The 25,174-nt window shown below is 66.0% G+C and carries 24 protein-coding genes and 1 pseudogene; 18 read left to right on the top strand and 7 right to left on the bottom strand.

The window, feature by feature from the left end:
- Positions 1-434: 434 nt before the first annotated feature.
- From dapA to WI697_RS09875, 3 genes are read left to right on the top strand one after another with little or no spacing between them, the layout of a single operon-like run.
- Positions 435-1,346 carry a 4-hydroxy-tetrahydrodipicolinate synthase gene (gene dapA, locus WI697_RS09885; RefSeq protein WP_345958312.1) on the top strand — a complete coding sequence of 304 codons (912 nt, stop codon included), beginning with the start codon at positions 435-437 and terminating at the stop codon, positions 1,344-1,346.
- 56 nt (positions 1,347-1,402) lie between these two features.
- The gene (gene smpB, locus WI697_RS09880; protein WP_014745102.1) at positions 1,403-1,879 is read left to right on the top strand and encodes an SsrA-binding protein SmpB; all 477 of its coding nucleotides are present in this window, start codon (positions 1,403-1,405) and stop codon (positions 1,877-1,879) included.
- Positions 1,880-1,883: 4 nt separating this feature from the next.
- Positions 1,884-2,591: a sulfite oxidase-like oxidoreductase gene (locus WI697_RS09875; protein ID WP_345958311.1), complete on the top strand. Its 708-nt coding sequence runs from the start codon at positions 1,884-1,886 to the stop codon at positions 2,589-2,591.
- On the opposite strand, the gene WI697_RS09870 is transcribed toward WI697_RS09875, so the two are convergent.
- Together WI697_RS09870 and WI697_RS09865 are read right to left on the bottom strand one after the other, a co-directional pair.
- Entirely contained in the window at positions 2,582-3,301 is a 720-nt protein-coding gene (locus tag WI697_RS09870; RefSeq protein ID WP_062763430.1) for a uracil-DNA glycosylase, read from the bottom strand. The genes WI697_RS09875 and WI697_RS09870 overlap by 10 nt on opposite strands.
- Positions 3,302-3,657: 356 nt before the next feature.
- Positions 3,658-4,314: pseudogene (locus WI697_RS09865) on the bottom strand (LabA-like NYN domain-containing protein); the annotation flags it as partial.
- Between the two features lie 135 nt (positions 4,315-4,449).
- Here WI697_RS09865 and folK point away from each other — a divergent pair.
- From folK to WI697_RS09805, 12 genes are all read left to right on the top strand, one after another.
- Positions 4,450-5,061 carry a 2-amino-4-hydroxy-6-hydroxymethyldihydropteridine diphosphokinase gene (gene folK / locus WI697_RS09860; RefSeq protein ID WP_345958310.1) on the top strand — a complete coding sequence of 204 codons (612 nt, stop codon included), beginning with the start codon at positions 4,450-4,452 and terminating at the stop codon, positions 5,059-5,061.
- Positions 5,062-5,167: 106 nt separating this feature from the next.
- A complete protein-coding gene (gene rpoZ / locus WI697_RS09855; RefSeq protein ID WP_345958309.1) occupies positions 5,168-5,569 on the top strand; it encodes a DNA-directed RNA polymerase subunit omega in 402 nt (133 codons plus the stop codon).
- Between the two features lie 201 nt (positions 5,570-5,770).
- Positions 5,771-7,927, top strand: coding sequence for a RelA/SpoT family protein (locus tag WI697_RS09850; protein ID WP_062763427.1), 2,157 nt, complete (start codon positions 5,771-5,773; stop codon positions 7,925-7,927).
- Positions 7,928-8,013: 86 nt separating this feature from the next.
- On the top strand, positions 8,014-8,616 hold the full coding sequence (gene pyrE, locus WI697_RS09845; RefSeq protein WP_345958308.1) for an orotate phosphoribosyltransferase: 603 nt from the start codon (positions 8,014-8,016) through the stop codon (positions 8,614-8,616).
- Between the two features lie 72 nt (positions 8,617-8,688).
- The gene (locus WI697_RS09840; RefSeq protein WP_345958307.1) at positions 8,689-9,480 is read left to right on the top strand and encodes a pyridoxine 5'-phosphate synthase; all 792 of its coding nucleotides are present in this window, start codon (positions 8,689-8,691) and stop codon (positions 9,478-9,480) included.
- 4 nt (positions 9,481-9,484) lie between these two features.
- Positions 9,485-9,916 (top strand): holo-ACP synthase, encoded by a 432-nt coding sequence (acpS, locus tag WI697_RS09835; protein ID WP_062763421.1) that lies wholly within the window; start codon positions 9,485-9,487, stop codon positions 9,914-9,916.
- A complete protein-coding gene (gene lepB, locus WI697_RS09830; protein ID WP_082828424.1) occupies positions 9,913-10,713 on the top strand; it encodes a signal peptidase I in 801 nt (266 codons plus the stop codon). Before acpS ends, lepB begins: the two co-directional genes overlap by 4 nt.
- 69 nt (positions 10,714-10,782) lie before the next feature.
- Positions 10,783-11,511 (top strand): ribonuclease III, encoded by a 729-nt coding sequence (gene rnc / locus WI697_RS09825; protein WP_014745113.1) that lies wholly within the window; start codon positions 10,783-10,785, stop codon positions 11,509-11,511.
- Positions 11,508-12,587 carry a GTPase Era gene (gene era / locus WI697_RS09820; protein ID WP_345958306.1) on the top strand — a complete coding sequence of 360 codons (1,080 nt, stop codon included), beginning with the start codon at positions 11,508-11,510 and terminating at the stop codon, positions 12,585-12,587. The genes rnc and era overlap by 4 nt, the downstream gene beginning before the upstream one ends.
- Before the next feature lie 285 nt (positions 12,588-12,872).
- Positions 12,873-13,496, top strand: a complete 624-nt coding sequence (locus WI697_RS09815) for a MotA/TolQ/ExbB proton channel family protein (protein ID WP_062763417.1) — start codon at positions 12,873-12,875, stop codon at positions 13,494-13,496.
- A complete protein-coding gene (locus WI697_RS09810; RefSeq protein WP_014745116.1) occupies positions 13,486-14,100 on the top strand; it encodes a hypothetical protein in 615 nt (204 codons plus the stop codon). The genes WI697_RS09815 and WI697_RS09810 overlap by 11 nt, the downstream gene beginning before the upstream one ends.
- Before the next feature lie 15 nt (positions 14,101-14,115).
- The gene (locus WI697_RS09805) at positions 14,116-14,640 is read left to right on the top strand and encodes a hypothetical protein (RefSeq protein ID WP_062763415.1); all 525 of its coding nucleotides are present in this window, start codon (positions 14,116-14,118) and stop codon (positions 14,638-14,640) included.
- On the opposite strand, the gene WI697_RS09800 is transcribed toward WI697_RS09805, so the two are convergent.
- Positions 14,613-15,596, bottom strand: a complete 984-nt coding sequence (locus WI697_RS09800) for an NAD(P)H-binding protein (protein WP_345958305.1) — start codon at positions 15,594-15,596, stop codon at positions 14,613-14,615. The two genes, WI697_RS09805 and WI697_RS09800, sit on opposite strands and share 28 nt — an antisense overlap.
- Before the next feature lie 94 nt (positions 15,597-15,690).
- Here WI697_RS09800 and WI697_RS09795 point away from each other — a divergent pair, with 94 nt between their 5' ends.
- Genes WI697_RS09795 through parC form a run of 3 tightly spaced genes read left to right on the top strand, consistent with a single transcriptional unit; the run spans position 15,691 to position 19,729 of the window.
- The gene (locus tag WI697_RS09795) at positions 15,691-16,629 is read left to right on the top strand and encodes a LysR family transcriptional regulator (RefSeq protein ID WP_345958304.1); all 939 of its coding nucleotides are present in this window, start codon (positions 15,691-15,693) and stop codon (positions 16,627-16,629) included.
- Complete coding sequence (gene recO / locus WI697_RS09790) at positions 16,626-17,414, top strand: DNA repair protein RecO (RefSeq protein ID WP_345958303.1); 789 nt, start codon at positions 16,626-16,628, stop codon at positions 17,412-17,414. Before WI697_RS09795 ends, recO begins: the two co-directional genes overlap by 4 nt.
- The gene (gene parC / locus WI697_RS09785) at positions 17,411-19,729 is read left to right on the top strand and encodes a DNA topoisomerase IV subunit A (protein ID WP_345958302.1); all 2,319 of its coding nucleotides are present in this window, start codon (positions 17,411-17,413) and stop codon (positions 19,727-19,729) included. The genes recO and parC overlap by 4 nt, the downstream gene beginning before the upstream one ends.
- A gap of 130 nt (positions 19,730-19,859) precedes the next feature.
- Here the strand turns inward: parC and WI697_RS09780 are convergent, their stop codons facing one another.
- From WI697_RS09780 to WI697_RS09765, 4 genes are all read right to left on the bottom strand, one after another.
- Complete coding sequence (locus WI697_RS09780) at positions 19,860-21,437, bottom strand: TRAP transporter large permease (protein WP_345958301.1); 1,578 nt, start codon at positions 21,435-21,437, stop codon at positions 19,860-19,862.
- Between the two features lie 4 nt (positions 21,438-21,441).
- Entirely contained in the window at positions 21,442-21,984 is a 543-nt protein-coding gene (locus WI697_RS09775) for a TRAP transporter small permease subunit (RefSeq protein WP_296712437.1), read from the bottom strand.
- 418 nt (positions 21,985-22,402) lie between these two features.
- A complete protein-coding gene (locus tag WI697_RS09770; protein WP_345958300.1) occupies positions 22,403-23,512 on the bottom strand; it encodes a TRAP transporter substrate-binding protein in 1,110 nt (369 codons plus the stop codon).
- A gap of 425 nt (positions 23,513-23,937) precedes the next feature.
- On the bottom strand, positions 23,938-25,038 hold the full coding sequence (locus tag WI697_RS09765; protein WP_345958299.1) for a TRAP transporter substrate-binding protein: 1,101 nt from the start codon (positions 25,036-25,038) through the stop codon (positions 23,938-23,940).
- Positions 25,039-25,174 lie beyond the last annotated feature (136 nt).

Here is a 25,174-nt window from a genome sequence, read left to right as displayed (position 1 = left end):
GCGTACCCAAAACGCCCCAGCCAACTTCACAACCCTGAAGCACATGGCTCATAACCTGCTGCGACAAGCACCGGGAAAGGACTCCCTACGCCTCCGACGCAAGGTCGCCGCTTGGGACGACGACTTCCTCGCAAGCCTTATCGCTGCTTAAAAAACTTTCACCCGATTCCCCTGCCGGGTGCCGACCTGGCCGCAGATTGAAAGGAATTCGGGCAGATCCGGCTGCCGCGCGCCTTGTCGAAGCCTGCCGGCGGGGCTATGTTGCGCGGACCTGCCGATGACCCGTCACAACCCGCGGGTCACGGCCGGACCCGAACGCCCGGCTGCGCGCGCCCGGAACAAACCGGAGCCGCCATCGACCGGGATCTTGACCCCGCAAAGGCCAGTCGCCGCCCAATCAGGCTTGACGCCTTCCGCTTCGAGGACGGACCCCCATGAACGCCGAACGCTTCCACGGCTCTATCGTCGCCACGCTGACCCCGTTCAAGGACGGCAAGGTCGACGAGAAAGCCTATGCGTCGTTCGTGGACTGGCTGATCCGCGAAGGCAGCGACGGCCTTGTGCCCTGCGGCACCACCGGCGAATCGCCCACCCTGTCGCATGACGAGCATATGCGGGTCACCGAGATCTGCATCGAGGCCGCAGCCGGCCGGGTGCCGGTCATCGCGGGTGCCGGCTCGAACTCCACCCATGAAGCGCAGAAGCTGGCGATCCATGCGGAGAAGGCCGGCGCCGATGCGCTGCTGGTGGTGACGCCCTATTACAACAAGCCGACCCAGGCCGGCCTCTACGCCCATTTCAGGGCGGTGGCCGAAAGCACCTCGCTGCCGATCTTCATCTACAACATCCCCGGCCGTTCCGTGATCGACATGACCGTCGATACCATGGCCCGGCTTGCCGAACTGCCGAATATCCGCGGCGTGAAGGATGCGACCGCCGATCTGGTGCGGCCGCTGGCGGTGCGCCAGACCATCGGCACCGAGTTCGTTCAGCTGTCGGGAGAAGACGGCACGGCGCTGGCCTTCCTGGCCAATGGCGGCCATGGCTGCATCTCGGTGACCGCCAATATCGCGCCCAGGCTCTGTGCCGAGATGCAGGCGGCCTGGCGGGCGGGCGATGCCAGGACCGCGCTTGAGATCCACGAGCGGCTGATGCCGCTGCATCGTGCGCTGTTCACCGAGACCAGCCCGTCGCCGGTGAAGTATGTCGCGGCGAAGCTGGGGCTCTGCGAAGCCGAGATCCGTCTGCCGCTGGTGCCGGTGACGCCCGGCACCGAACGTGTGCTCGACGCCGCCATCGCCCGTACCGGCCTGGAGCCGGTCGGCCCGTCGCGTATCGGCAACTGAGCCGGCACGACGCCCGAGGCCCGACATCCAAGGGGGCCTGAAGCCCGAGGAATCCCATGGCCCGCAAAAGCGGCTTGATCAGTCACGGCGACGTCGCCGTCAATCGCAAGGCACGCTTCGACTATTTCATCGAGGATACGGTCGAGGCGGGTCTTGTGCTGACCGGCACCGAGGTGAAGAGCCTGCGCGGTGGCAAGTGCAACATCGCGGAAAGCTATGCTTCGGTGGAAAGCAACGAAGCCTGGCTGATCAACGCGAACATCCCTGAATACGGCGGCGGCAACCGCTTCAATCACGAACCCCGCCGCAAGCGCAAACTCCTTCTGCACCGCAAGGAGATCAACCGGCTCTTCGGTCTGATCAAGCGGGAGGGGGTTACCATCGTGCCGCTGGTGCTCTATTTCAACGACAAGGGCATGGCCAAGCTGAAGCTGGGCCTGGCCAAGGGCAAGAAGCTGCACGACAAGCGCGCGACCGAACGTGACCGCGACTGGGACCGCCAGAAGGGCCGGCTGATGCGCGAGAAGGGGTAAGGTCATGGCCAGTGACGACCGCAAGACCGGTGGAGACCGCACGAGCGGCGACGAGGATGGCCTGCTTGGTCAGGTCCGTCGCAAGCTGATCGATACCAAGCGGAAATGGGCGGCGGAAGGCCGCGGGCTGAGCGGTCGCACCGGGCCCCGGCCCGAGGCCGAGCGCCTGCCGGCCGGCCAGCGACTCGTCACCAACTTCCCGGTTCTCGACCTGGGGATCCAGCCGGAGATCCGGCCGGGCGACTGGGAGCTGACGGTCGCAGGTGCGGTCGAGAACCCGGTCACCTTGCGCTGGGCCGATTTCCAGGCCTTGCCGCAGGTGCGGATGCGGTCCGACATTCATTGCGTCACGACCTGGTCGCGCTATGACAACGACTGGGACGGCGTGTCGGCCTTCGCTCTGATGGATCTGGTGCAGCCCAAGCCCGAGGCGCGGTTCGTGCTGCTGCATTCCTATGACGGCTACACCACCAATCTCGACCTCGACGGCTTCGCGGACGATGACGTTCTGCTTGCCCATGCCTGGCAGGGTGAGCCGCTGACCCGCGAGCATGGCGGGCCGGTGCGCCTTGTCGTGCCCAAGCGCTATTTCTGGAAGAGCGCCAAGTGGATTCGCCGGATCGAGTTTTCTGAGACCGATCAGCCGGGCTTCTGGGAAGTCCGCGGCTATCACAACTACGCCGATCCGTTCGAGGAAGAACGCTATTCCTGAACAAGGCCTTCCGCGGCAGGCAGGCGACGGCGGATTTCCGCCAGGACAGCATCGAACATCTCGGCCGTAAGCCGACCCGTGTTCACGTTATAGCGTGAACAATGGAAACTATCCGCCAGCAGCAGGGGCCGCGTCACGGGAGACGCGGCCTTTTTTCCGGACGGTGCCGGTGCCAGCGCGTGCAGCGCGCCATGGCTGAAGGGGTGATCGGCCAGCCGCCTGCCCAGGGTCCGCAGCACGGCATCATGGGCGATGCGCCCCAGTGCCAGGATGACCTGCAGCCCGGTCATCGCCCCGATTTCAGACACCAGGAACGGCCGGCAGGTATTTGCCTCGGCAGGTGTCGGCTTGTTCTCGGGCGGCACGCACCGCACGGCATTGGTGATCCGGCAGTCGACCGGCTCCAGACCGTCATCGGGCCTGCGGTCGAACCGGCCGCGGATGAAGCCGTGGTCGATCAGGGTCGGGTAGAGCAGGTCGCCGGCATAATCGCCGGTGAAGGGGCGTCCCGTGCGGTTGGCGCCCCGCAGCCCCGGCGCCAGCCCCACGACCAGCAGGCGTGCCGACAGCGGGCCGAAAGCCGGCACCGGCCCGTTGTGCCAATCCGGTTCGCTGACCTGCCGTTCGGCCCGCCAGGCGGCGAGGCGGGGGCAGAGCGGGCAGTCCGGATCCGGAACCATAAGCAGGGGGGCGGCAATGGCTGGCGGCATGGGAGCATCCATTACGAAGACGGCGGCGACGTGACGATGGCCAGGGAACGACGAGGGCAGGGAACGACGAGGGCGGGGAACGACGAGGGCCCCGAACGACGACGCCACCCGGCGGTTCTCCGCGCGGGTGGCGTGACATCGTTGACCGGGACGGCGTCCAGGATCAGAGGCCGGCGTTCACGGACGGATCAGCTCTTGCGACGCGGCGGCGTGCGGGGCTTCACCGGTGCCGGCGCGGGCGCGGGCGCGGGCTTCGCAGGTGCCGGGGCCGGCTCGTCCTCTTCGTCCTCGTCCTCGTAATCCTCGTCGTCCTCGTAGTCGTCATCATCCTCGTAGTCGTCGTCCTCGTAATCCTCGTCATCCTCCAGATCCTCGTCCTCGGGCTCCGGCTCCGAGGTGGGGAGGGGGGTGTCCTCCATCAGCTTGCGACGACGCTCGCCGCGCTGACGGCCGGCCTCGGCCTCGGCGCGCGAGCGGGCGATCACCGGCTCCAGATCCTTGAGGTCGAGGAAGACGTCGGCCTGGCGGCGCAGTTCGTCGGCAACCATCGGCGGCTGGGTGCGGATGGTTCCGACCACGGTCACACGCACGCCGCGGCGCTGGATCGCCTCGACCAGGCGGCGGAAGTCGCCGTCGCCCGAGAAAATCACGATGTGATCCACATGATCGGCCATTTCCATGGCGTCGACCGTCAGCTCGACATCCATGTCACCGCGCACCCGGCGGCGGCCGGTGGCGTCGGTGAATTCCTTCGCCGGCTTGGTGACCATGGTGTAGCCGTTATAGTCCAGCCAGTCGACCAGCGGCCGGATCGGCGAATAGTCCTGCTCGTCCAGCAGGGCGGTGTAGTAGAAGGCACGCACCACGTAAGCGCGTGACCGGAAGTAATCCAGCAGCCGGCGATAGTCGATGTCGAAGCTGAGGCTGCGGGCCGCACCGTAAAGGTTGGCGCCGTCGATGAACAGCGCAACACGCTCGCCTTCGTGGAAAATACTGTCGATGGACCGTGGCATGAGTATATCTTTCCCCAGAATTCGCCTATGGGTCGTCGTCAGGAGAGGCCGGTTGGGTCGCGTATCGGATCATCCGCCGGCGCGACGTACTTAATCCCTCATGGCCCCAGATTACAAGACGGAACACGTCCGATCATGATGGAATTGCGTAAAGACACGATATTTATCGCAGTTGGCGCCAATCTCCCGGATGCCGAAGGTAGAATGCCGCGCGCTGCTTGTCAGGCTGCGGTGGTGCGACTTGGGGAGATGGGCTTTGATGTGATCGGCGTGTCGCGCTGGTACGAAAGCCCGCCGCTGCCGGACAATGGCGGGCCGTGGTACGTAAACGGTGTCGTGCATGCCGAAACGGCACTGGAGCCGGTCGAGGCCCTGGAGCGGCTGCATGCGATCGAGGCGGCGTTCGGCAGGGTGCGTCGCCAGCGTTGGGAGTCGCGGCCGCTGGATCTGGACATTATAGACCATGGCGGCATGGTCCGTCGCCCCCGGATCGCAGCGGTCCCCATCGTGCCGGGTGCCCCGGTTCAGACCATGGGCGGGGCGCCGGACCCGGAACTGCCGCATCCGCGGATGCATGAGCGTGCCTTCGTTCTGCTGCCGCTTGCCGATGTGGCGCCGGGCTGGCGTCATCCGACCCTGGACCGGTCGGTCGAAGAGCTGATTGCCGCGTTGCCTGCAGGGCAGATCATCCGTCCGTGCATGGAGGAAGCCCCGGATTCCGGCGGCGAGGCTTTGACTTCCGCATAGTCGTGTCATAGTGTTCCGCGCCCGACGCGGGAGTACGGCCTTGCGGTCGCTTCTCCGTCGTCATACCTTTTTTGAGCGACTCTAAAAGTCATCGGAGCAACCAGCCATGGCCCGCGTCACCGTCGAAGATTGCGTCCGTCTTGTCCCCAACCGGTTCGATCTGGTGCTGATGGCCGCTCAGCGTGCCCGCGAGATCTCGTCGGGTGCGGCACTGACCGTCGACCGCGACAACGACAAGAACCCCGTCGTCGCCCTGCGCGAGATTGCCGACGAGACCATCGATCTCGATACCGTCTCGCGGCAGCTGGTGCAGACCCATCAGCGCGTTCCCGAGGTCGACGAGCCGGACGAGGACATCCTCGATGCCATCGGCGAGGTCGCCTCGATCGCCAGCCGTCAGCTGGCCGAGGATGAACTGGCGGGCGGCGGATCGCTGTCGGTGTCGGAGGAAGACGGCGACGGCTTTGGTGCCCCGCGCTTCGAGGATGCCGACCCCGAGGACGACTGATCCGTTCCGGGGCTCGGGGCATCGGCTTCGGGGCATCTGCGTCGCAACCCAGCAGCGGCCGGGCCGGCCGGCCGCGCACGGGTTTCGCTTGGAAGGCCGGTCATACGGGGGCCACGGCTTCCGTCGACGGACCGGTCCCGCGCGGGCCTGGCCGGCGACGTGCGAAGATGTGGCGTCCTGCCATGCGGGTGACGCTGTTCGGTGATCAGGCAATACGAGCTGGTGGAGCGGGTCAAGGCCTATGACCCGGATGTGGACGAAACGGCGCTGAACCGCGCCTATGTCTACGCAATGAAGATGCACGGCAGCCAGAAGCGTGCATCGGGCGATCCCTATTTCCTCCATCCGCTTGAAGTTGCCGGCATCCTGACCGAGTTGAAGCTCGACAGCCGGTCAATCGTGACGGCATTGCTGCACGACACGATCGAAGACACGCCCGCGACGCTTGACGAGATCGAGCAGATCTTCGGGGGCGAAGTCGCCCGGCTGGTCGACGGCGTCACCAAACTGTCCAAGATCGAACTGCAATCGGAACAGGCCAAGCAGGCGGAAAATTTCCGCAAGCTGCTTCTGGCCATGTCCGACGATATCCGCGTGCTGCTGGTCAAGCTGGCCGACCGGCTGCACAATATGCGGACGCTGCACTATATCGCCAAGCCGGAAAAGCGCCGGCGGATCGCGCTGGAAACGCTCGAGATCTACGCTCCGCTGGCCGAGCGTATCGGCATGCAGGCGATCAAGGACGAGCTGGACGACCTGGCCTTCAAGGAACTGCACGGCGATGCGCGGGACTCGATCCTGAAGCGGCTGTCCTTCCTGCGGGAGAACGGGTCCGAGCTTGTGGCCCGGATCGTCGCCGAACTGAAGGCGGTGATCGCGGAGACCGGTATCGGCGCCGAGATCTACGGGCGCGAAAAGCGGCCCTATTCGATCTGGCGCAAGATGCAGCGCAAGAATGTGGTGTTCGAGCAGCTGTCGGACATCATGGCCTTCCGTGTGACCGTTGACAGCATCCGGGACTGTTATGCCGTTCTGGGGGCCGTTCACGGCGCGTATCGCATGGTCCCGGGGCGGTTCAAGGATTTCATCAGCAACGCCAAGCCCAACGGCTATCGCTCGCTGCACACCACCGTCATCGGGCCGGAACGCCAGCGGATCGAGATTCAGATCCGCACCCGCGAGATGCACGAGGTTGCGGAGTACGGCGTCGCCGCCCACTGGCTCTACAAGCAGGAGAGTGGCGGCCACGAAGGCCGGCAGTATCGCTGGATCCGCGGCCTGCTCGATATCCTGGAGCAGGCATCGAATCCCGAGGAATTCCTCGAGCATACCAAGCTCGAGATGTTCCAGGATCAGGTCTTCTGCTTCTCGCCCAAGGGTGACCTGATCGCGCTGCCACGTGGCGCCACGCCGATCGACTTCGCCTATGCGGTCCATTCCGAGATCGGCGATACCTGCGTCGGCGCCAAGATCAACGGTCGCATGATGCCGCTGCGCACCCAGCTGCAGAACGGCGATCAGATCGAGATCATCACCTCGAAGGCGCAGACCCCGTCGCCGGCCTGGGAACGCTTCGTCGTCACCGGCAAGGCCCGATCCCGGATCCGCCGCTTTATCCGGCTGCGGGAGCGCGAGCAGTATGTCAGCCTGGGCCGGGCGATCCTTCAGAAGACCTTCCGTCAGGAACAGCGGCCGCTGACCGAAAAGGGGCTGGACCGGGCGCTGCGGGTCTTTACCCACAAGACGTTGGAAGACCTCTACGCAGCGGTGGGCAAGGGTGACATCACCGCCCGCCAGGTCATCGACACCGTCTTCCCCGAGGCCCGTGTGCCGAAGGATGAGGGGGAGACCGGCAACGTCGTGCCGCTGAAGCGCATGCGCAGCGGCAAGAGCGGCGTCAACGGCCACGCCATCCCGATCCGCGGTCTGATCCCGGGCATGGCGGTGCATTATGCCGGCTGCTGCCATCCGATCCCGGGAGACCGGATCGTCGGCATCGTGGCCACCGGCAAGGGTGTCACCATCCATACCATCGACTGCGAGACCCTGGAGCAGTATGTCGACGAGCCCGAACGCTGGCTCGACGTCGCCTGGGACACGGGCTCGACCGGTGATGCGGGGCACACCGCGCGGCTTGCGGTGATGGTGTCGAACGAGCCGGGTGGTCTTGCGGCCCTGACCACGATGATCGCCAAGAATTACGGCAACATCACCAATCTCAAGATCACCAACCGCACCTCGGAATTCTTCGAGATGATCGTCGATGTCGAGGTGCATGACGTGAAGCATCTGACCCATATCATCGCGGCCCTGCGGGCCGATCCGATGATCAATTCGGTCGACCGAGCCCGCGGCTGACCACCGGTTTCCAACCCCTCGGGGCCGCGTGTCGCACGGGCGATGCGCGGCTTCCACGCATCCCTATCACGGAGTTCGCCCGACCCATGGACACCGAAGAAGTCCTGGACGTGTTCCGCGCCTGCGGCGCGCTGCTCGAAGGCCATTTCATCCTGTCCTCCGGTCTGCGCAGCCCGCGCTATCTGCAGTGCGCGCGGGTCATGATGCATCCCGTCCAGGGCGAGCGGCTGTGCCGGGCGCTGGCGGAGCGGATCAATGCGCGGCTGACCGATGGCACCATCGCCGGCGGCGGCATCGACTGCGTGGTGTCGCCGGCCATGGGGGGCGTGATCGTCGGTTACGAGGTCGCTCGCCAGCTTGGCGTGCCGGCCATGTTCACCGAACGGGTGGACGGCAGCTTTACCCTGCGCCGCGGTTTCGCGATCGAACCGGGCTGGCGGGTGTTGATGGCCGAAGACGTCGTCACCACCGGCAAGTCGAGCCGGGAGTGCATCGCGGCGATCGAGGCGGCCGGCGGGCGCGTGGTCGCCGCCTCGGCATTGATCGACCGGTCGGCCGGCAAGGTCGATCTGGGGGTGCCGCTCGTGTCGCTCACCGGCCTCGACGTCCCGAGCTATGACCCGAACGATCTTCCGCCTGAACTCGCGGCCCTGCCTGCCGTCAAGCCGGGCAGCCGCGGCCTCGCCTGAGCGCGGGGCCGCTTCCGGTGCCAGGCGGATCCTGTCTCCCCGGCACCAAAGCACGAGAAGGAATGCAAGCCAGTGACCCAGAACCGACCGCTCGCGGCCTGGTCCGCACCCCTGCAGGCCCATGGCGGCCGGCGTGGCGACGGGCCGCTCCGCCTGGGGCTCCGGCTCAATCATGCAGCCTTGCTTCGTCAGGCGGGCGACGGCCAGCGCCCGGATATGGCGCGGCTGGCCGAGGCGACCGTGAAGGCCGGCGCCGACAGTGTGGTTCTGCGTGTTGATGACGGCAGCGGCCTGATCACCGCCGATGATGTGCGCCGCATCGCCGAACGTGCCCGCGTGCCCCTGACGCTGGAGATGCGTCCCGACCCGGCGCGGGTTGCCTGGGTTACCTCGCTCAGCCCCGCGGCGGTGATGCTGTTGCCCGAACCCGAGGCCGACGTCGTGCGCATGGCCGAGGTGGCGAGCAGCCTCCACGAGGCCGGCGTGCCGGTGCTGGCGCTGGTGGCGCCCGAGATCGAGGCGATCGATCAGGTGCAGGCCTCGGGCATTCGTGGCATCGAGCTGGACACCACATTCTATGGCGAAGCCGCCGAAGAATTGCGGGCACCGCTGCTTCAGCAGATCCGCCATGCCGCCAGCCACGCCCACGGGATCGGCCTTGGCCTGCAGGCCGGCCACGCCCTGGACTATTCGACGCTGGCGCCGATTGCCGGGCTGCCGCATATCCAGGGCATCACCTGCGGCCGTTTCCTGATCACCGAAGCGCTGTTCATCGGTATCGAGGAGGCCGTGCGCCATACCCGCCGGCTGATCGACGCCGCCCGCCGGCAGGCGCGGCGCCATGCGACACGCGGGGCCGACTGACCTTATGATGCGGATCATCGGCACCGGGATCGACATGGTCGACGTCCGGCGGATCGAGAAGACGCTCGACCGCTTCGGCGACCGTTTCGTGCAGCGCTGCTTTACGGTGACGGAGCGGAACCTGTCCGACGGACGTGTGCGCCGGGCGGACAGCTATGCCAAGCGTTACGCCGCCAAGGAAGCGGGGGCCAAGGCGCTGGGAACCGGGCTCGATCGTGGTGTGGCCTGGCGGGATATCGGCGTCGTGAACCTGCCCGGCGGCAGGCCGACCCTGCAGCTGACCGGCGGGGCTGAACGCCTTCTGGCGCAACTGGTTCCGGCGGGGTACCTTCCGAAGATCGATTTGACGCTGACCGACGAATATCCATATGCTCAGGCGCTCGTGATCATCAGCGCCGTGCCGGATATCTCGGCGCAAGACGGGAGTTCAACGTGACGCGCGACACGAGCCGGACGGACGGCGACAATCCGCGGAACCGCAAGCCGCGGGCAGCCGAAGACCGCTCGGGCGGTTTCGGCGAGATGGTGAAGACGGTGGTCATCGCCGTCTTCTTCGCCCTGGTGATCCGGTCCTTCGCCTTCGAACCGTTCAACATCCCGTCCGGGTCGATGAAGCCGACCCTGCTGGTCGGCGACTATCTGTTCGTGTCGAAGTACAGTTACGGCTACAGCCGCTACTCCTTTCCGGGCAGCCTGCCGCTCTTCGAGGGCCGGATCCTGTCGAGCCCGGTGAAGCGCGGCGATGTGGCGGTCTTCCGCCTGCCGACCGATCCTTCGGTCGACTACATCAAGCGCATCGTCGGCCTGCCGGGGGACCGGATCCAGGTGATCGACGGCATCCTGCACATCAACGGTACGGCCGTGGAACGGCGCCGGATCGAGGATTTCGTCGAGACGGGCCCGGGCGGTCAGGAAATCCGCATCCCGCGCTATGTCGAGACGATGCCCGATGGCGGCCCGTCCTACGAGACGCTGGACCAGACGCCCTATGGCGCGCTGGACAACACGCCGGTCTATACCGTTCCGGCCGGGCATTATTTCGCGATGGGCGACAATCGCGACAACTCCCAGGACAGTCGTGTTCTGTCGGCCGTGGGCTTCGTACCCGAGGAGAACCTGATCGGCCGGGCCGAAGTGCTGTTCTTCTCGATCGACGACAGCGCTGCCTGGTGGCAGGTGTGGAAGTGGCCGTCGGCCATCCGCTGGTCGCGCCTGCTGGACGGCGTGGGTTGAGGATGAGCCGGGTGAAGAAGACCAGAGGCATGAGGGCGGCGGCGGTCGAGGCCGGCCGCGGACGACGGCATGGATGAACAACGCCAGGCCACCACGCTTGCGGAATGCGCGCGTGAGATCGGCCACGACTTCGACGACCCGTCGTTGCTGGAGGCGGCCCTGACCCATCCGAGCGTCGATGGCGGCGGTCGCGATCGCAACGGCCGGGTCCGGCTGAATTACGAGCGGCTTGAGTTCCTGGGCGACCGGGTGCTTGGGTTGGCGGTGGCCGACCAGCTCTATCACCGCTTCCCGGGAGAGAGCGAAGGCGCGCTTGCCCGTCGTTTCGCAGCCCTGGTCCGACGCGAGAGCCTGGCACGGGTGGCGGAGATGCTGTCGCTCGGCCGCTATCTGCGCCTGTCGCGCGGCGAGGACGACAGCGGTGGCCGCAGAAACCCGGCCAATCTTGCCGATGCCTGCGAAGCGGTCATCGCGGCCCTGTATCTCGACGGCGGGTTCGATACCGCCCGTCGTTTCGTCGAACGCTATTGGGCGCCGCTGATGGAGGAAGACCTCCGTCCGCCCAAGGACCCGAAGACCGCGCTCCAGGAATGGGCGCAGGCGCGAGGCCTTGAGGCGCCCGTCTACACCGTGATCGGCCGTGAAGGCCCGGATCACGCCCCGTCCTTCCGCGTCCGTGCCCAGGTGGCACGGCTCGGCGCCGAGGAGGCCACCGGTGCCTCCAAGCGCATTGCCGAGCAGGCCGCGGCCCAAAGCCTGCTGAGCCGCGCCGAGGGGCGCGGTGGAGACCAGAAATGACGATTGAAACCCCCGGCAAGACCCCTGGGACGCCCGCCGAAGACGAGATCCGCGACGAGGACCTGCATGAAGGCGGGCTCACCTCCGATCTCGACGACGATTGGGATGACGACGACGAGGACGAAGACGACGGCCTCGACATGCTGCCGCCGCCCGAGGCTCCGGCCTCGGTGCCGGTCGACGAGCAGAAGACCGGCTTCTTCGCGGTCATCGGGGCGCCCAATGCGGGCAAGTCGACGCTCGTGAACCGTCTGGTCGGCTCCAAGGTTTCGATCGTCAGTCCGAAGGTGCAGACCACCCGCAGCCGGATCGTCGGCATCGCGATGCACGGGCCGGCCCAGCTGGTGTTCATCGACACCCCCGGCATCTTCCGGCCCAAGCGCCGGCTGGAAAAGGCCATGGTGCAGGCCGCCTGGAGCGGTGCTGGCGATGCCGGCGACGGGCTGCTGATGATGATCGATGCCAAGCGCGGCATCACCGACGATGTGCGGCTGATCGTGGACGGGTTGAAGGCCGAAGGGCGCCGCGCCTGGGCGGTGCTGAACAAGGTCGACCTGCTGGCGCGCGAGAAGCTTCTGCCGCTGGCGGCAGAGGTGGACGGGCTCGGCATCTTCGACCGGATCTTTATGATTTCGGCCGAGAACGGGTCTGGCGTCGACGATCTGGCCGACGCCCTGGCCGCGATCGCCCGCAAGGGGCCGTGGATGTATCCGGAAGATCAGGCGAGCGACGTGCCGCTCCGCTTCCTGGCCGCCGAGATCGTCCGCGAGAAGCTGTTCCTGAGCCTGCATGAGGAACTGCCCTATGCGCTGACGGTGGAGACCGAAGCCTGGACCGAGAAGCCGGACGGCAGCGCCCGGATCGATCAGGTGGTCTATGTCCAGCGCGAGAGCCATCGCAAGATCGTGCTCGGCGCCGGCGGGCGGACGATCAAGCATGTCGGCAGCGCAGCGCGGACGGAACTGCAGCAGATCCTGGAACGCCGGGTGCACCTGTTCCTGTTCGTGAAGGTCCGCGAAAGCTGGGCCGACGATCCCGAGCGCTACCGCGAGATGAACCTCGACTACCCCCGCTGACCGCACCGGATCCCCTCAAGGGATTGATGTTACAGCATTCAATAACGGCTTGATCACTCGCATGTACCCGACCACCTCCTGAAAAGGAGGGCGGGTTTCCTGCGAGAGGTCCCGGTCCGGTTCATGGACCCCGCAGCGCCGATCCGGCTGCCGGTCCGGTGATGTGCGCGCAAGCGCCCGCCGGGCCGGACACGCCCGGCCGGCCCCCGATCCCGCCCCCCGTCCCACGCCGATGGCGCGGCCAGACCCGCGCCCGCGGCGCGCGTGTCCGAGGGGGTGGTTTGCATGCATCATCGCTATCTTCTGATCTATCGTTTCCTGCTGGTGAACATGGTGGCGGCCGCCGGGCTGGCTATGGCCTGGGTCCATGGCTGGATCGACCGGGTGCTCGCCTCGGATTCGAGCCGGATCTCGGTTCTGATCTTTGCGGTGTTTCTGGTCGGCCTGACGCTCTGCGCCTGGCGGATCATCCAGATCAGCGACGGCCTGAACGATCTGAAGCGCGCCCAGCCGGCAAAGAACGGCCGGGTCGCCGCCTATCTCGCGACGTTGACCCGCGTGCCCGAGGCACGCCGCCCGGTGGTGGCCGAAGGGTTGAAGGCCAAGCTCTATGCCCGGGCATCCAATGTGCGCTACATCGCCGACAGCCTGGTTCTGCTGGGCCTGATCGGCACGGTGGTGGGCTTCATCGTGGCGCTGTCGGGCGTCGATCAGAACCGTGTCGCCGACGTCTCGGCGGTCGGGCCGATGGTCGCCCAGCTGCTCGACGGCATGGCGATCGCTCTCTGGACGACGCTGGTCGGCAGCATCCTGCACATCTGGCTTCGGCTGAACTATCAGATCCTTGCGGGCGGCACCGTCACCCTGGTCGCGGATCTTGTCGCGCGGGGTGAAGGCGATGCTGTATGACGACCCTCTCAAACCCGATGGTGACGATGGCGCGGGGACCGTCTTTCGCGATGTCATCACGCTCACCCTGCTCGGTTTCGTGGCTGTGGTCATCCTGCTGCTGCCGCATCTCAACCCGCCGCGCAAACAGGATCAGGCGGAAGTCACGGCGCCCGGCAATGTGATCGTCGAGGCGCTGTGGGAAGCCGACCTCGACACCGATGTCGACCTCTGGGTCAAGGCGCCGGGCGATGTGCCGGTCGGCTATTCCAACAAGGGCGGGGTGATCTTCAACCTGCTGCGTGACGATCTGGGCCGCTATGGCGACGCCACCGACAGCAATCACGAAGTCTCGTACAGCCGCGGCATTCCACCGGGCGAGTACATCGTGAACGTCCATCTGTTCCGCAATCAGAGCCGGCAGCTGCCCGTGCGGGTGAAGGTCGTCGCCAGCGTCAAGAGCGACCAGCAGTCTTCGGCCCGGCAGATCCTGGCGACCGAGGTGGCGCTGAACCGCGAGGGCGAGGAAATCACTGCGATGCGGTTCCGGCTCGACGACAAGGCGCGGCTGGTGCCGGACAGCGTCAACAGCCTGTATCAGCGCCTGCGCAGCAATCGCGGGTGAGGGAAGGAGAGACGCATGAACGATGTCGTCTATGTCTTCGCCGCCACAGCCGGCATCACTGCCCTGCTTGCGACGCTTGCGATCTGGGCGCCCCGGCGCCTGCCGGTCCGGATGGCCGCCATCGGGCTGACGGCCTTGCTGCTGCCCGCGGCCTATCTTGGCTTCACGACGCTGTTGTCACAGCCCAAGCCGATCACGATGGAATGGCTCGACAAGGGGGCGGGCGAGGCCACGGTGCTGGGTTCCGTGATACGAGAGGGCGAGGGGATTTATCTCTGGATCCAGCCCGAGGGCGGCAATATCCCGCGCTATTACGTTCTGCCCTGGGACCTGAAACAGGCCCAGCAGTTGCAGAACGCGATGCGCGACGCCGATAAGAACCAGAACGGGCTGAAGATGCGCTCGCCCTATGAACCCACCTGGGACCGGCGCGAGCCCCGCTTCTACGCGGCCCCGCAGCCGGCCCCGCCGCCCAAGCGCGGCCCCGAGGAGGAGGATGACGGGCCGATGATCTATCGCCATCCCGGCTGGGACGTCTGAGCCCGGGGCAGGCAGCCGAGACCGGTCAGGGTCCGACGGACGGCCTCGTCCAGCGGCGTGTGCGGCTCGTCGCCGATCAACCCCCGCAGCCGGTCATTGGTCATCCGGATCGGGATCTGCCACAGATGACGCATCTCGCGCAGATTGCGGATCAGCGGCACGAATGGCGCGGCGAGGCCAAGCAAACGCCAGGGCAGGTGGATCGTCCTGACCGGCCGGCCGACGGCCCGGGCAATTGCCGCGGTCATGGCGGTGCCGTCCGGGTCCCAATGACCCGCCATGTGCAGGGTGGTGAAGGCGGGCAGCCGGTCGCGGATCGCCATCAGGCGCAAAAAGGTGGCGGCCATGTCAGGCAGATAGGTCCATTGATGGCCGATGCCCGGCCGGCCGGGATGGGTCATCCGACGGACCGGCCCGCCGGGCTGTACCAGGCATTGCGAGAACCAGTTGTTGCCGGGCCTGGGCCCGAAGAAGTCCCCGGCGCGCAGGACGATGCTGCGCACGCCACTATCTGCCGCCCGTTCGAGACGGCGCTCCATTTCGGTGCGGATGGCACCTTTCGGCGTATCGGGGTGCTGCGGGGATGTTTCGGTGAGGATGGGGTAGGCATCGGCGCCATAATTATAGATGGTGCCGGGCAGCAGAATGGTGGCGCCGACGGCATGGGCGGCGGCGATGCTGGCATCGATCATCGGCAGCACCAGCCGGTGCCAGTCGCGATAGCCGGGCGGGTTCACCGCGTGCAGGATGAGGTTGCACCCCGCCGCAGCCTTGCGGACATCGTCCGGCGACATGGCGTCACCCGGTACCCAGGTGATGCCCGGTGTGACCGGCATCGAGGTCGCGCGGCGGCTGAGGGCCCGGACCTGCCAACCCGCCTCGACCAGTTGCCGCGCCGTCTCTCCACCGATTCCGCCCGAGGCCCCCAGGATCAGGGCCTGACCGCTCATGCTCATCTCTTCGCTCCGTCTGATGGCGACGGCCCCAGCATCCCCCCGATCCGGCTGCCAGAAAATTGACGAGGTTCCTATGGCCGCTATACTTCCATGTATGGCCATGGGTGACCCGAGCTGGGATCTGTATCGCACCTTTCTTGCGGTTCTGCGGGAAGGGTCGCTGTCGGCCGCCGCCCGCCATCTGGGGCTGGCCCAGCCGACGGTCGGGCGTCATGTCGATGCACTGGAGCAGGCCGTCGGTCAGCAGCTCTTCACACGTTCTCTGCACGGGCTGATGCCGACGCCGGCGGCACTCGAACTCGGCCCCTATGCCGAAACCCTGCAGGCGACCGCATCGGCCCTGCTGCGGGCGGCCTCTGCATCGGTTGCGGAGGTGGCCGGCACGGTACGGGTGACGGCGAGCGAGGTGATCGGGGTCGAGGTTCTGCCCCCGATTCTGGCCGCCCTGCAGGAGACCCATCCGGGCCTGACGATCGAGATCGTGCTGTCGAACGCGGTGGAAGATCTGCTGCGCCGCGACGCCGACATTGCGGTGCGCATGGTCGCGCCGATGCAGGAGGCGCTGGTTGCGCAGCGCGTGGGCTTTGTGCCGCTGGGGCTGCATGCCCGCCGCGACTATCTGGAGCGCCACGGCGTGCCACGCACGCCGGCGGATCTGGAACGGCATCGGCTGATCGGCTTCGACCGCGAAACCGCCATAGTCCGGCGGTTCATGGCCGGTGCGGCGGCGCAGGGGTTGGCCGGGTTCACCCGCGCCCGCTTCGCGCTCAGGACCGATAATGATCTGGCGCAGCTGGCGCTGATCCGGGCCGGGGCCGGAATTGGCTTCTGCCAGCTGGCCGTCGCCCGTCGAAGCCCGGAGCTGGTCCGCATACTGCCCGAAGTGAACGGGCTGGTGCTGGACACCTGGGTTGCGATGCACGAGAACCTGCGCCGGGCCCCGCGCTGCCGGGTCGTCTTCGATGCCCTGGTGGCGGGGCTTCGTCGTCATGTCACGGCGGGCGAGGATAACGCGGCGGGAGAGGCCGGATGATCGAGTGGACCGAGGAGGCCATCGTGCTTGCCGCCCGTCGCCATGGCGAGGCCGATGTCGTGCTGTCGGCCCTGACCGACGGTCATGGGCGGCATCAGGGGCTGGTTCGCGGCGGGGCAGGGCGGCGTATGCGCGGCACGATCGAGCCGGGCAACCGGCTGCTGGTCACCTGGCGGGGGCGCCTGGACGATCAGCTTGGCGGCTATACGATTGAGGCGCTGGATGAACCGGCCGGGCGGCTGATCGACGACGGTTTGAGACTGACGGCCCTTGGCGCATTGTCGGCGGTGCTGGATCGCAGCCTGCCCGACCGGCTGCGCATCGGTGGGCTTTTCGAACGGACCGCCGCCCTGATCGCGGCCATCGAACATGCACCGGAAACGGTCTGGGCGGCCGCGTTCGTGCTGCTGGAGCGCGATCTTCTGGCGGATCTGGGCTATGGGCTTGACCTCGGCAGCTGTGCCTTGACGGGGGTGACCGAGGATCTGAGCCATGTCTCTCCCCGCTCCGGCCGGGCGGTGTCGCGGGCGGCTGGCGCGCCCTGGGCCGGGCGGCTGCTCCCCCTGCCGGGCTTCATGACCCGCAGCCTGCCGCTGGATGCGGTGGAGGTCGCCGAGATCGTTGACGGCCTGCGTCTGACCCTTTACTTCCTCGATCGACACCTGTTTTCCGGTGCCGGCCAGCCCGTGCCGCCGCTCAGGATCGCGCTGGCCGACAGGCTGGCGCGCCGGAGCGGCCGGGGACCATCCTCCGCAGACGGCACCAACCCGATGGAGATCCGATGAGCGACGAGACCGGAAGCCCGGACAATGCGGGGCTGATCGAGACCGTACCGTTGGCCGACGCGCTGGGTGAGCGCTATCTTGCCTATGCCCTGTCGACCATCACCTCGCGCTCGCTGCCCGATGTCCGCGACGGGTTGAAGCCGGTGCAGCGGCGGCTGCTCTACGCCATGCGGCAGCTGAAGCTCGACCCCGCTCAGGGCTTCAAGAAATGCGCCCGCGTGGTCGGCGACGTGATCGGTAAATACCATCCGCATGGCGACACCGCGGTCTATGACGCCATGGTCCGCCTGGCGCAGGATTTCGCGCTCCGCTACCCGCTGGTCGACGGCCAGGGCAATTTCGGCAATATCGACGGCGATAATGCCGCGGCCATGCGATACACCGAAGCCCGGCTGACCGAGGTCGCGATGCTGCTGCTGCAGGATCTGGATCGCGACACCGTCGGGTTCCGTGCCAATTACGACGGCACCGACGAGGAACCCGTGGTGCTGCCGGCGGGCTTTCCCAATCTGCTCGCCAATGGCGCGACCGGCATCGCGGTCGGCATGGCAACAAGCATCCCGCCGCATAACGCCGCCGAGCTGGCCGAGGCGGCACGCATGATGCTGGGCCATCGCAAGACCGACGGGGACTTCCCCGAGGGCACGGCCGTCCGCCCCGAGGATCGCTATCGCGACTGCCCGCATGAAACACTGCTGAGCCATGTTCAGGGCCCCGACTTTCCGACCGGCGGCGTGCTGGTAGAGAGCAAGGCCTCGATCGCGGAGGCCTATGCCACCGGCCGTGGCGGCTTCCGGGTCAGGGCTCGGTGGCATCGCGAGGATCTGGCCCATGGCCGTTATCAGATCGTCGTCACCGAGATTCCGTTCCAGGTCCAGAAGGGCCGGCTGATCGAGCGGGTGGCGGAGCTGCTGACCGCCAAGAAGCTGGCGCTGCTGGCGGATATTCGCGACGAATCGGCCGAAGACGTGCGCATCGTGCTGGAGCCGCGCTCGCGCGATGTCGACCCGGCTCTGCTGATGGAAAGTCTGTTCCGCCAGAGCGATTTCGAGAATCGCTTCAGCCTGAACATGAACGTGCTCGACGCCGAGGGTGTGCCGCAGGTGATGAGCCTGCGCGGCGTGCTGGCCGCCTTCATCGAGCACCGGATCGAGGTCCTGCGCCGGCGCACCAGGCACCGCCTCTCGGAAATCGCCCGGCGCCTGGAAGTGCTGCAGGGCCAGCTGATCGCCTATCTGAACCTCGACGAGGTCATCCATATCATCCGCACCGCCGACGAGCCGAAGGCGGGGCTGATGACGCGGTTCGAGCTGACCGAGGTCCAGGCCGAAGCCATTCTCAACATGCGGCTGCGCGCCCTGCACAAGCTGCAGCAGATCGAGATCGAGCGCGAAAGCAAGCAGCTGACCACCGAGCAGAAGAAGCTCAAAGGGCTGCTCGCCGATGAAGGCCGCCAGCGGGATGCGCTGGATGTGGAATTTGCCGATCTGGTGAAGCGTTTCGGCCCTGAGACCGAGCTGGGCCGCCGGCGGACCACGCCGGGTGAGGCGCCGAAGACCGAGATGGTCTCGATCGAGGCACTGGTCGAGCGCGAGCCGATCACCGTCGTGCTGTCGACCATGGGCTGGATCCGGGCGATGAAGGGCCATATCGGGCCCGACCAGGAGCTGCGTTTCAAGGAGGGCGACGCCGAGGCGCTGCGCATCGAGGCCCAGACGACCGACAGAATCCTGGTCTTCGCCGATGACGGCCGGGTCTATACGCTGCAGGGCGACAAGCTGCCGCCCGGCCGCGGTTTCGGTGAACCGCTGCGGCTGATGGTGGATCTTGCAGCCGACGCCCAGATCGTGACCCTGACACTGGCCGGAACCCCGGGCGACCTGCTGCTGGTGGCGAGCGACGGCCGCGGTTTCATGGTGAAGCCCGAGGATGCCGTTGCCCAGACCCGCACCGGCCGCCAGGTGCTGGTGCCGGGCGAGGGACAGAAGCTGAAGCTCGTGCGCCGGATCGACGCCGATGCGACCCATCTCGCCATCGTGGGCGAGAACCGCAAGCTTGCGATCTATCCCATCGATCAGGTGCCACATATGACGCGGGGCAAGGGCGTGCGGTTGCAAACCTATCGCCAGGGCGGTCCGTCGGATGTGCGGGGCCTGAAGCTGGTGGAGCCGCAGGACGGCCTGTCCTGGCAGAGGGGGCCGCAGACCCGCAAGGTGCTGATGCCTGAACTGGCGCGCTGGATCACCAAGGCCCGGGGCGGCCCGGGCGCGCTGGCCCCTAACGGCTTCCCGCGCGATAACCGGTTCGGCGACTGAGCGTTCAGCACGTCTGATCGGACGCAAAAAAAACGGCCCGGCGGATCCCCATCCGCCGGGCCGTTTTTCGTGGAGACTGCTCCTTCCGGCCGTCCCGTCCCCCGACAGGGCCGGCCGGAAGCCGGGTCGTTTACCGGTAAAGCAGATCGGGCAGGAAGGTGGTGATGCCCGGGAAGATCCACAGGATGGCCAGCGCCACGATCTGGATCAGCACGAAGGGGATCACGCCCTTGTAGATGTCCCAGGTCTTGACCGACGGCGGTGCGACACCCCGCAGATAGAACAGCGCAAAGCCGAAGGGCGGGGTGAGGAACGAGGTCTGCAGGTTCATCGCCATCATGACGCCGAGCCAGACCGGGTTCACATCCAGCTGGAGCAGCACCGGGGCAACCAGCGGGACCACCACGAAGGTGATCTCGATGAAGTCCAGGAAGAAGCCCATGATGAACATGACGATCATCACGATCATCAGGGCGCCGAACGTGCCGCCGGGCATGCCGGTCAGAAGTTCGTGAACCAGGTCGTCGCCGCCCAGGCCACGGAACACCAGCGAGAACGCCGCCGCACCGATCAGGATGACGAAGACCATCGAGCTGACCCGGGCTGTGCCCCGCATCACCTCGTTCAGCATGCTCGTCCGCGCGGCGCGCAGGATGGAGATGATCAGGCCCCAGGCGATCAGCACCAGCAGGATCGCGGCGACGATGATGCCGATATTCTCGGCCGTGCTGATCACGCTGCGCTGGAAGCGCAGATCCATCAGGCCGGTCAGGACAAGGATCGCGATCAGGGCGGCGCCCGAGATATAGATCGGGATGGGGCTGCGATCCGGATGGCGGGCTGCACCCAGCATCAGCGAGCCGACGGCGCCAACCGCAGCCGCCTCGGTCGGCGTCGCCAGACCGCCCAGGATCGACCCCAGCACGGCGATGATCAGCACCAGTGGCGGGACCAGGGCGCTGAAGATGCGCTTGCCGAAACCAGGACCACGGCCGGCCGCAACTTCCTCTTCAGAGAGTGCGGGGGAGCCGGCCGGGTTGATGATGCCGGCGAACACCTGATACAGGATGTAGATGCCGACCAGCATCAGGCCCGGGATCAGCGCACCGGCAAAGAGATCGCCGACCGAAACCGTATCCGGCGAGAAGATGCCCATCTTGAGCTGCGCCTGCTGGTAGGCGGAGCCCATGACGTCACCCAGCAGCACCAGCACGATCGAGGGCGGGATGATCTGGCCCAGCGTGCCGGCCGCGGCGATGCCGCCGGTGGCGAGGCGCGGGTCGTAGCCGCGCTTCAGCATGGTCGGCAGGGCGATCAGCCCCATGGTCACGACGGTTGCGCCGACGATACCGGTCGATGCGGCAAGCAGGGCCCCCACCACCGAGACCGAGATGCCGAGACCGCCACGCAGGCGGCCGAACAGCAGGCCCATGGTCTCGAGCAGTTCCTCGGCAACCTTGGACCGTTCCAGTACCACGCCCATGAACACGAACAGCGGCACGGCGACCAGGGTCTCGTTGGTCATGGTGCCGAAGATGCGCTGGGGCAGGAAGCTGAGGAACGACAGGTCGAAGACGCCGAGGGCGTTGCCGATAAAGGCGAAGATGATCGATACGCCGCCCAGCGTGAAGGCGACCGGAAAGCCCATGAGCAACGCCCCGACCAGGACGAGGAACATGGCGATGTCGAGATAGTCCTTGATCAGCATGGCGTTACGCAGCCCCGCCCGTCCGAGACTTGTTGGTTTCCGCCAGGCCGGCGATCACCAGGATCGAGCGCAGCGCCAGCGCCACGCCCTGAAGGCCGACCAGGACCGTGAAGGCCAGGATCGTTGTCTTGAACAGGTAGATGCCGGGCAGGCCGCTGGTCTCGTTCGACGCTTCCTTCACCGCCCAGGACGAGGCGACGTAAGGAAAGGCGACGTCCCAGATGACGTAGATGAACGGAGCGAGGAAAACGATGCAGCCGATGAGATCGACCATCGCCTTCTTGCGGGGTTTGGCTTCGCCGTAGAACACGTCGACCCGGACGTGCGCGTCATAGAGCAGCGCATAGCCCGCAGCGACGAGGAACAGGACGCCGTGCATGATCAGGATCGATTCCTGAACCGCGATCGCGCCGACGCCATAGACATAGCGCATCAGCACGATTCCGAACTGCACGACCACCAGCACGAGAGCAAGCCAGGAAACGACTCGTCCGATCCCTTCGTTCACCGCGTCCACGGCGCTTGCAAGCGCTCTGAGGGCGTTCACGGTGTTCCCTCCTAATGGGTTCTTTGTGCCTTCACAGGCGGCTGCTGGGGGAGCGATCGGCCACAACCCGGCCGAAACGTGCTCCTTGTATAGAAGAAGCGCCCTGAAATTGCAGTCTTTTTGTCATTTTTTGACAGATCAGGGCACATTTTCGTTCCTGCGAACGATCCGACTTAAAGTTCGCCAAGTCGTCAGCGCAAGATGTCTTGCAGTCGTCGATTTGTGAAACGACGTTTCAAGGCCCGTCCACCGCAGAGCGCACCGGTTGAGCAGCGATCCGCCTTGGTGCCGCAATGTGGAACGCCGCCGCCCGTACAAAAAGCCCGTGTCTCCGCGTTGATGCAGGCGGTGACACGGGCTCGGCTTATCTGCGGTGTGACGCCCAGGGTAGGGGCCAAAGCCCATACCCTGCGCGACCTCAGACCGCGAACTTCGGACCGGCGGCCCGGATGTTCAGATAGGGCTGCTCAGCATGCTGCTGCCAGGTCATGCTGTTGTTGCGGAAGGTATAGTAGCTCTTGACGATCCGCTTCAGAATGTCGTCACCACTGCCGCTCAGCTCGTTAATGAACGACTCGGCAGCCTCACCCAGGGCCTTGTAGACCGGATCAGGGAAGGGGCGGACCTTCACGCCATGCTCGTTGATCAGGGTTGCGACGGCAGCGGAGTTGCGGACGATGAACTGGCCGACGCCCTCCTGATAGTCGCTATAGGCGGCCTGACGGACGATCGCCTTCAGATCATCCGGCAGCTCGTCCCAGTGCTTCTTGCCGATACCCATCTCGATGGTCGCAGACGGCTCGCCGATGCCGGGGGTATAGTAGTTCTTGGCAACCCGGTGCAGGCCGAAGGCCAGATCGTTCCAGGGGCCGACCCAGTCTGCCGCATCGACGGTACCGGACTGCATGGCCTGGAAGATTTCGCCACCCGGCAGCTGAACCACGTTGCAGCCAAGCCGACGGAAGATTTCCGCATTCAGGCCGGCAGTGCGGAACTTCAGGCCCTTCAGGTCGTCGGGAGTATTGATCTCCTTGGCGAACCAGCCGACCGCCTGCGCGCAGGTGTTGACCGCCGGGAAAGCCTTCACGCCGAAAGGTGCGTAGAGTTCGTCCTGGAGCTTCTCACCGTCGCCGACCGCCCACCACGCGAACTGCTCGGCCGCATAGAGGCCATAGGGTGCGGTGGTGAAGAAATGGAAACCGGGATGCTTGCCACCGTAATAATAGGCGGCCGAGTGGTAGACTTCGGCAGCTCCCTGCTGCACGGCATCGAAGGCGCCGAAGGCCGGCACCAGCTCACCCGCGGCAAAGACCTTCACGGTGAGGCGCCCGCCGCTCATGGTGGTGATCTTCTGCGCGATGCTTTCCGCGGCCGTCCCGAGGCCGGGGAAGTTCTTCGGCCACGAGGTGACCATGCGCCACTCGATCTTGCCCTGCGCGATGGCCGGCGCCGGGAAGTTGGAAGCGGCGACGGCGGCGGCAGCGGCACCCGCGGCGGCCGATCCCTTGAGGAACGAACGACGATCCATCGATCGGTCTCTCCCTGATGAATTTTTTGGCAGCTTTTCGTGCGTTTTGGTCGGTTGCCCGACGTCCCCGGATCCGGCGGGGGGCGGATCGCCGGCGAACGTAGAGATACCCCCGAAACCATCGTCGGTCCGGCCCCTCCCTGGCCGCGGGTCTCCGCCGCGATCAGGCCCCGGCCCGACGATCTGGGGGTAGTATAAGGGGTCATCGAGTGAACGCAAGCTGACATGGTGAGATTGGGTCAGTAATGTTCACCCAATCGGATCAAGGCTTCTGTTGTGTTGCGACGCAAAATACGATGATGCAATGCAATGCAAATCGGCGCCGAGCACCTGTTCGGCGGGGTAGAAATGATTTGGCCCTTGCGCCTTTACCAAAAGGAAACACGCAAGGGCCACAACTGCCGTGCGAAGTTCGCGCGTAGGTATCAGTCGGTAAAGGCGGGGCCTTTCGCCCGCGCATTCAGATAGGGTTGCTCGGCGTGGCGTGTCCAGGTCATGCAGTCGTTCCGGAAGCCGTAATAGCTGGCCCAGACTTTCTTGAGCAGATCGTCGCCACCATCGCGCAGACGCAACATCACGCTCTCGCCGGCTTTGGCGAGTGCGTCATTCACCGTATCGGGGAAGGGCTGCACTTTCACGCCGTGCTCGGTCTGTAGCGCCTTGAGCGCCGAGGCGTTGCGAATAAGGAACTCCGAGACATTGGCCTGATACTCGGAAATTGCCGCCTCGCGGACGACCGCCTTCAGATCATCGGGCAGGGCATCCCAATGCTTGCGGCCGATGCCGATCTCGACTGCGCCCTGGCCCTCGCCGATACCGGGGGTATAGTAGTTTTTCGCCAGACGATGCAGCCCGAAAGCCAGATCGTTCCAGGGCCCCACCCATTCCGCCGCATCGATCATGCCGCTCTGGAAGGCCTGAAACATCTCCCGTCCCGGCAGCTGGACAACGTTGCAGCCGGCCTCACGCCAGAGTTCGCCGTTCAGTCCTGCGGTGCGGAACTTCAGCCCCTTCAGGTCATCCGGGCCGGTGATCTCGCGCGCAAACCAGCCTGCGGCCTGGGCGCCGGTGTTGGCGGCCGGGATCGCCTTGATGCCGAACGGGGCGTACAGTTCGTCCTGCAACTTTTCGCCGTCGCCATACAGCCACCACGCCATGTGTTCGGGCGCATACATGCCGAAAGGCACGCTGGTGTAAAAGTTGAGCGCGGGGTGCTTGCCGCCGTAATAATAGGCGGCTGAATGGTAGGCTTCGGCAGCCCCTTGCTGGACGGCATCGAACACGCCGAAAGCCGGCACGAGTTCATCCGCGGCATACAGTTTCACGGTCAGCCGGCCGCCGCTCATTCTGGTGATCTTTTGTGCGAGGCGTTCGGCTGTCGTTCCCAGGCCGGGAAAATTCTTCGGCCAGGACGTGATCAGCCGCCATTCGATGCGGCCCTCGGCGATGGCCGGGGCGGCGAAGGTGGTGGCGGCGGCTGCAGCGCCGGTGGCGACGCTGCGCTTGATGAATGAACGGCGGTCCATCGGCCGGTCTTCCTTGCACGGTTCCTGAAACCCGAGGGACATACTGCAATGGTATACCATCGGGCGACCTGTCTAGGCCCGTGCGCCGCCGCTGTCCAGGAGCATCTGCAGAAAAATGATGCGCCGCACCATCATC

The sequence above is a fragment of the Tistrella mobilis genome (genome assembly GCF_039634785.1).
Classification (GTDB): domain Bacteria; phylum Pseudomonadota; class Alphaproteobacteria; order Tistrellales; family Tistrellaceae; genus Tistrella; species Tistrella mobilis.
Note: the sequence above shows the minus strand (reverse complement) of the source record. Positions and strands in the feature narration are given on the sequence as shown.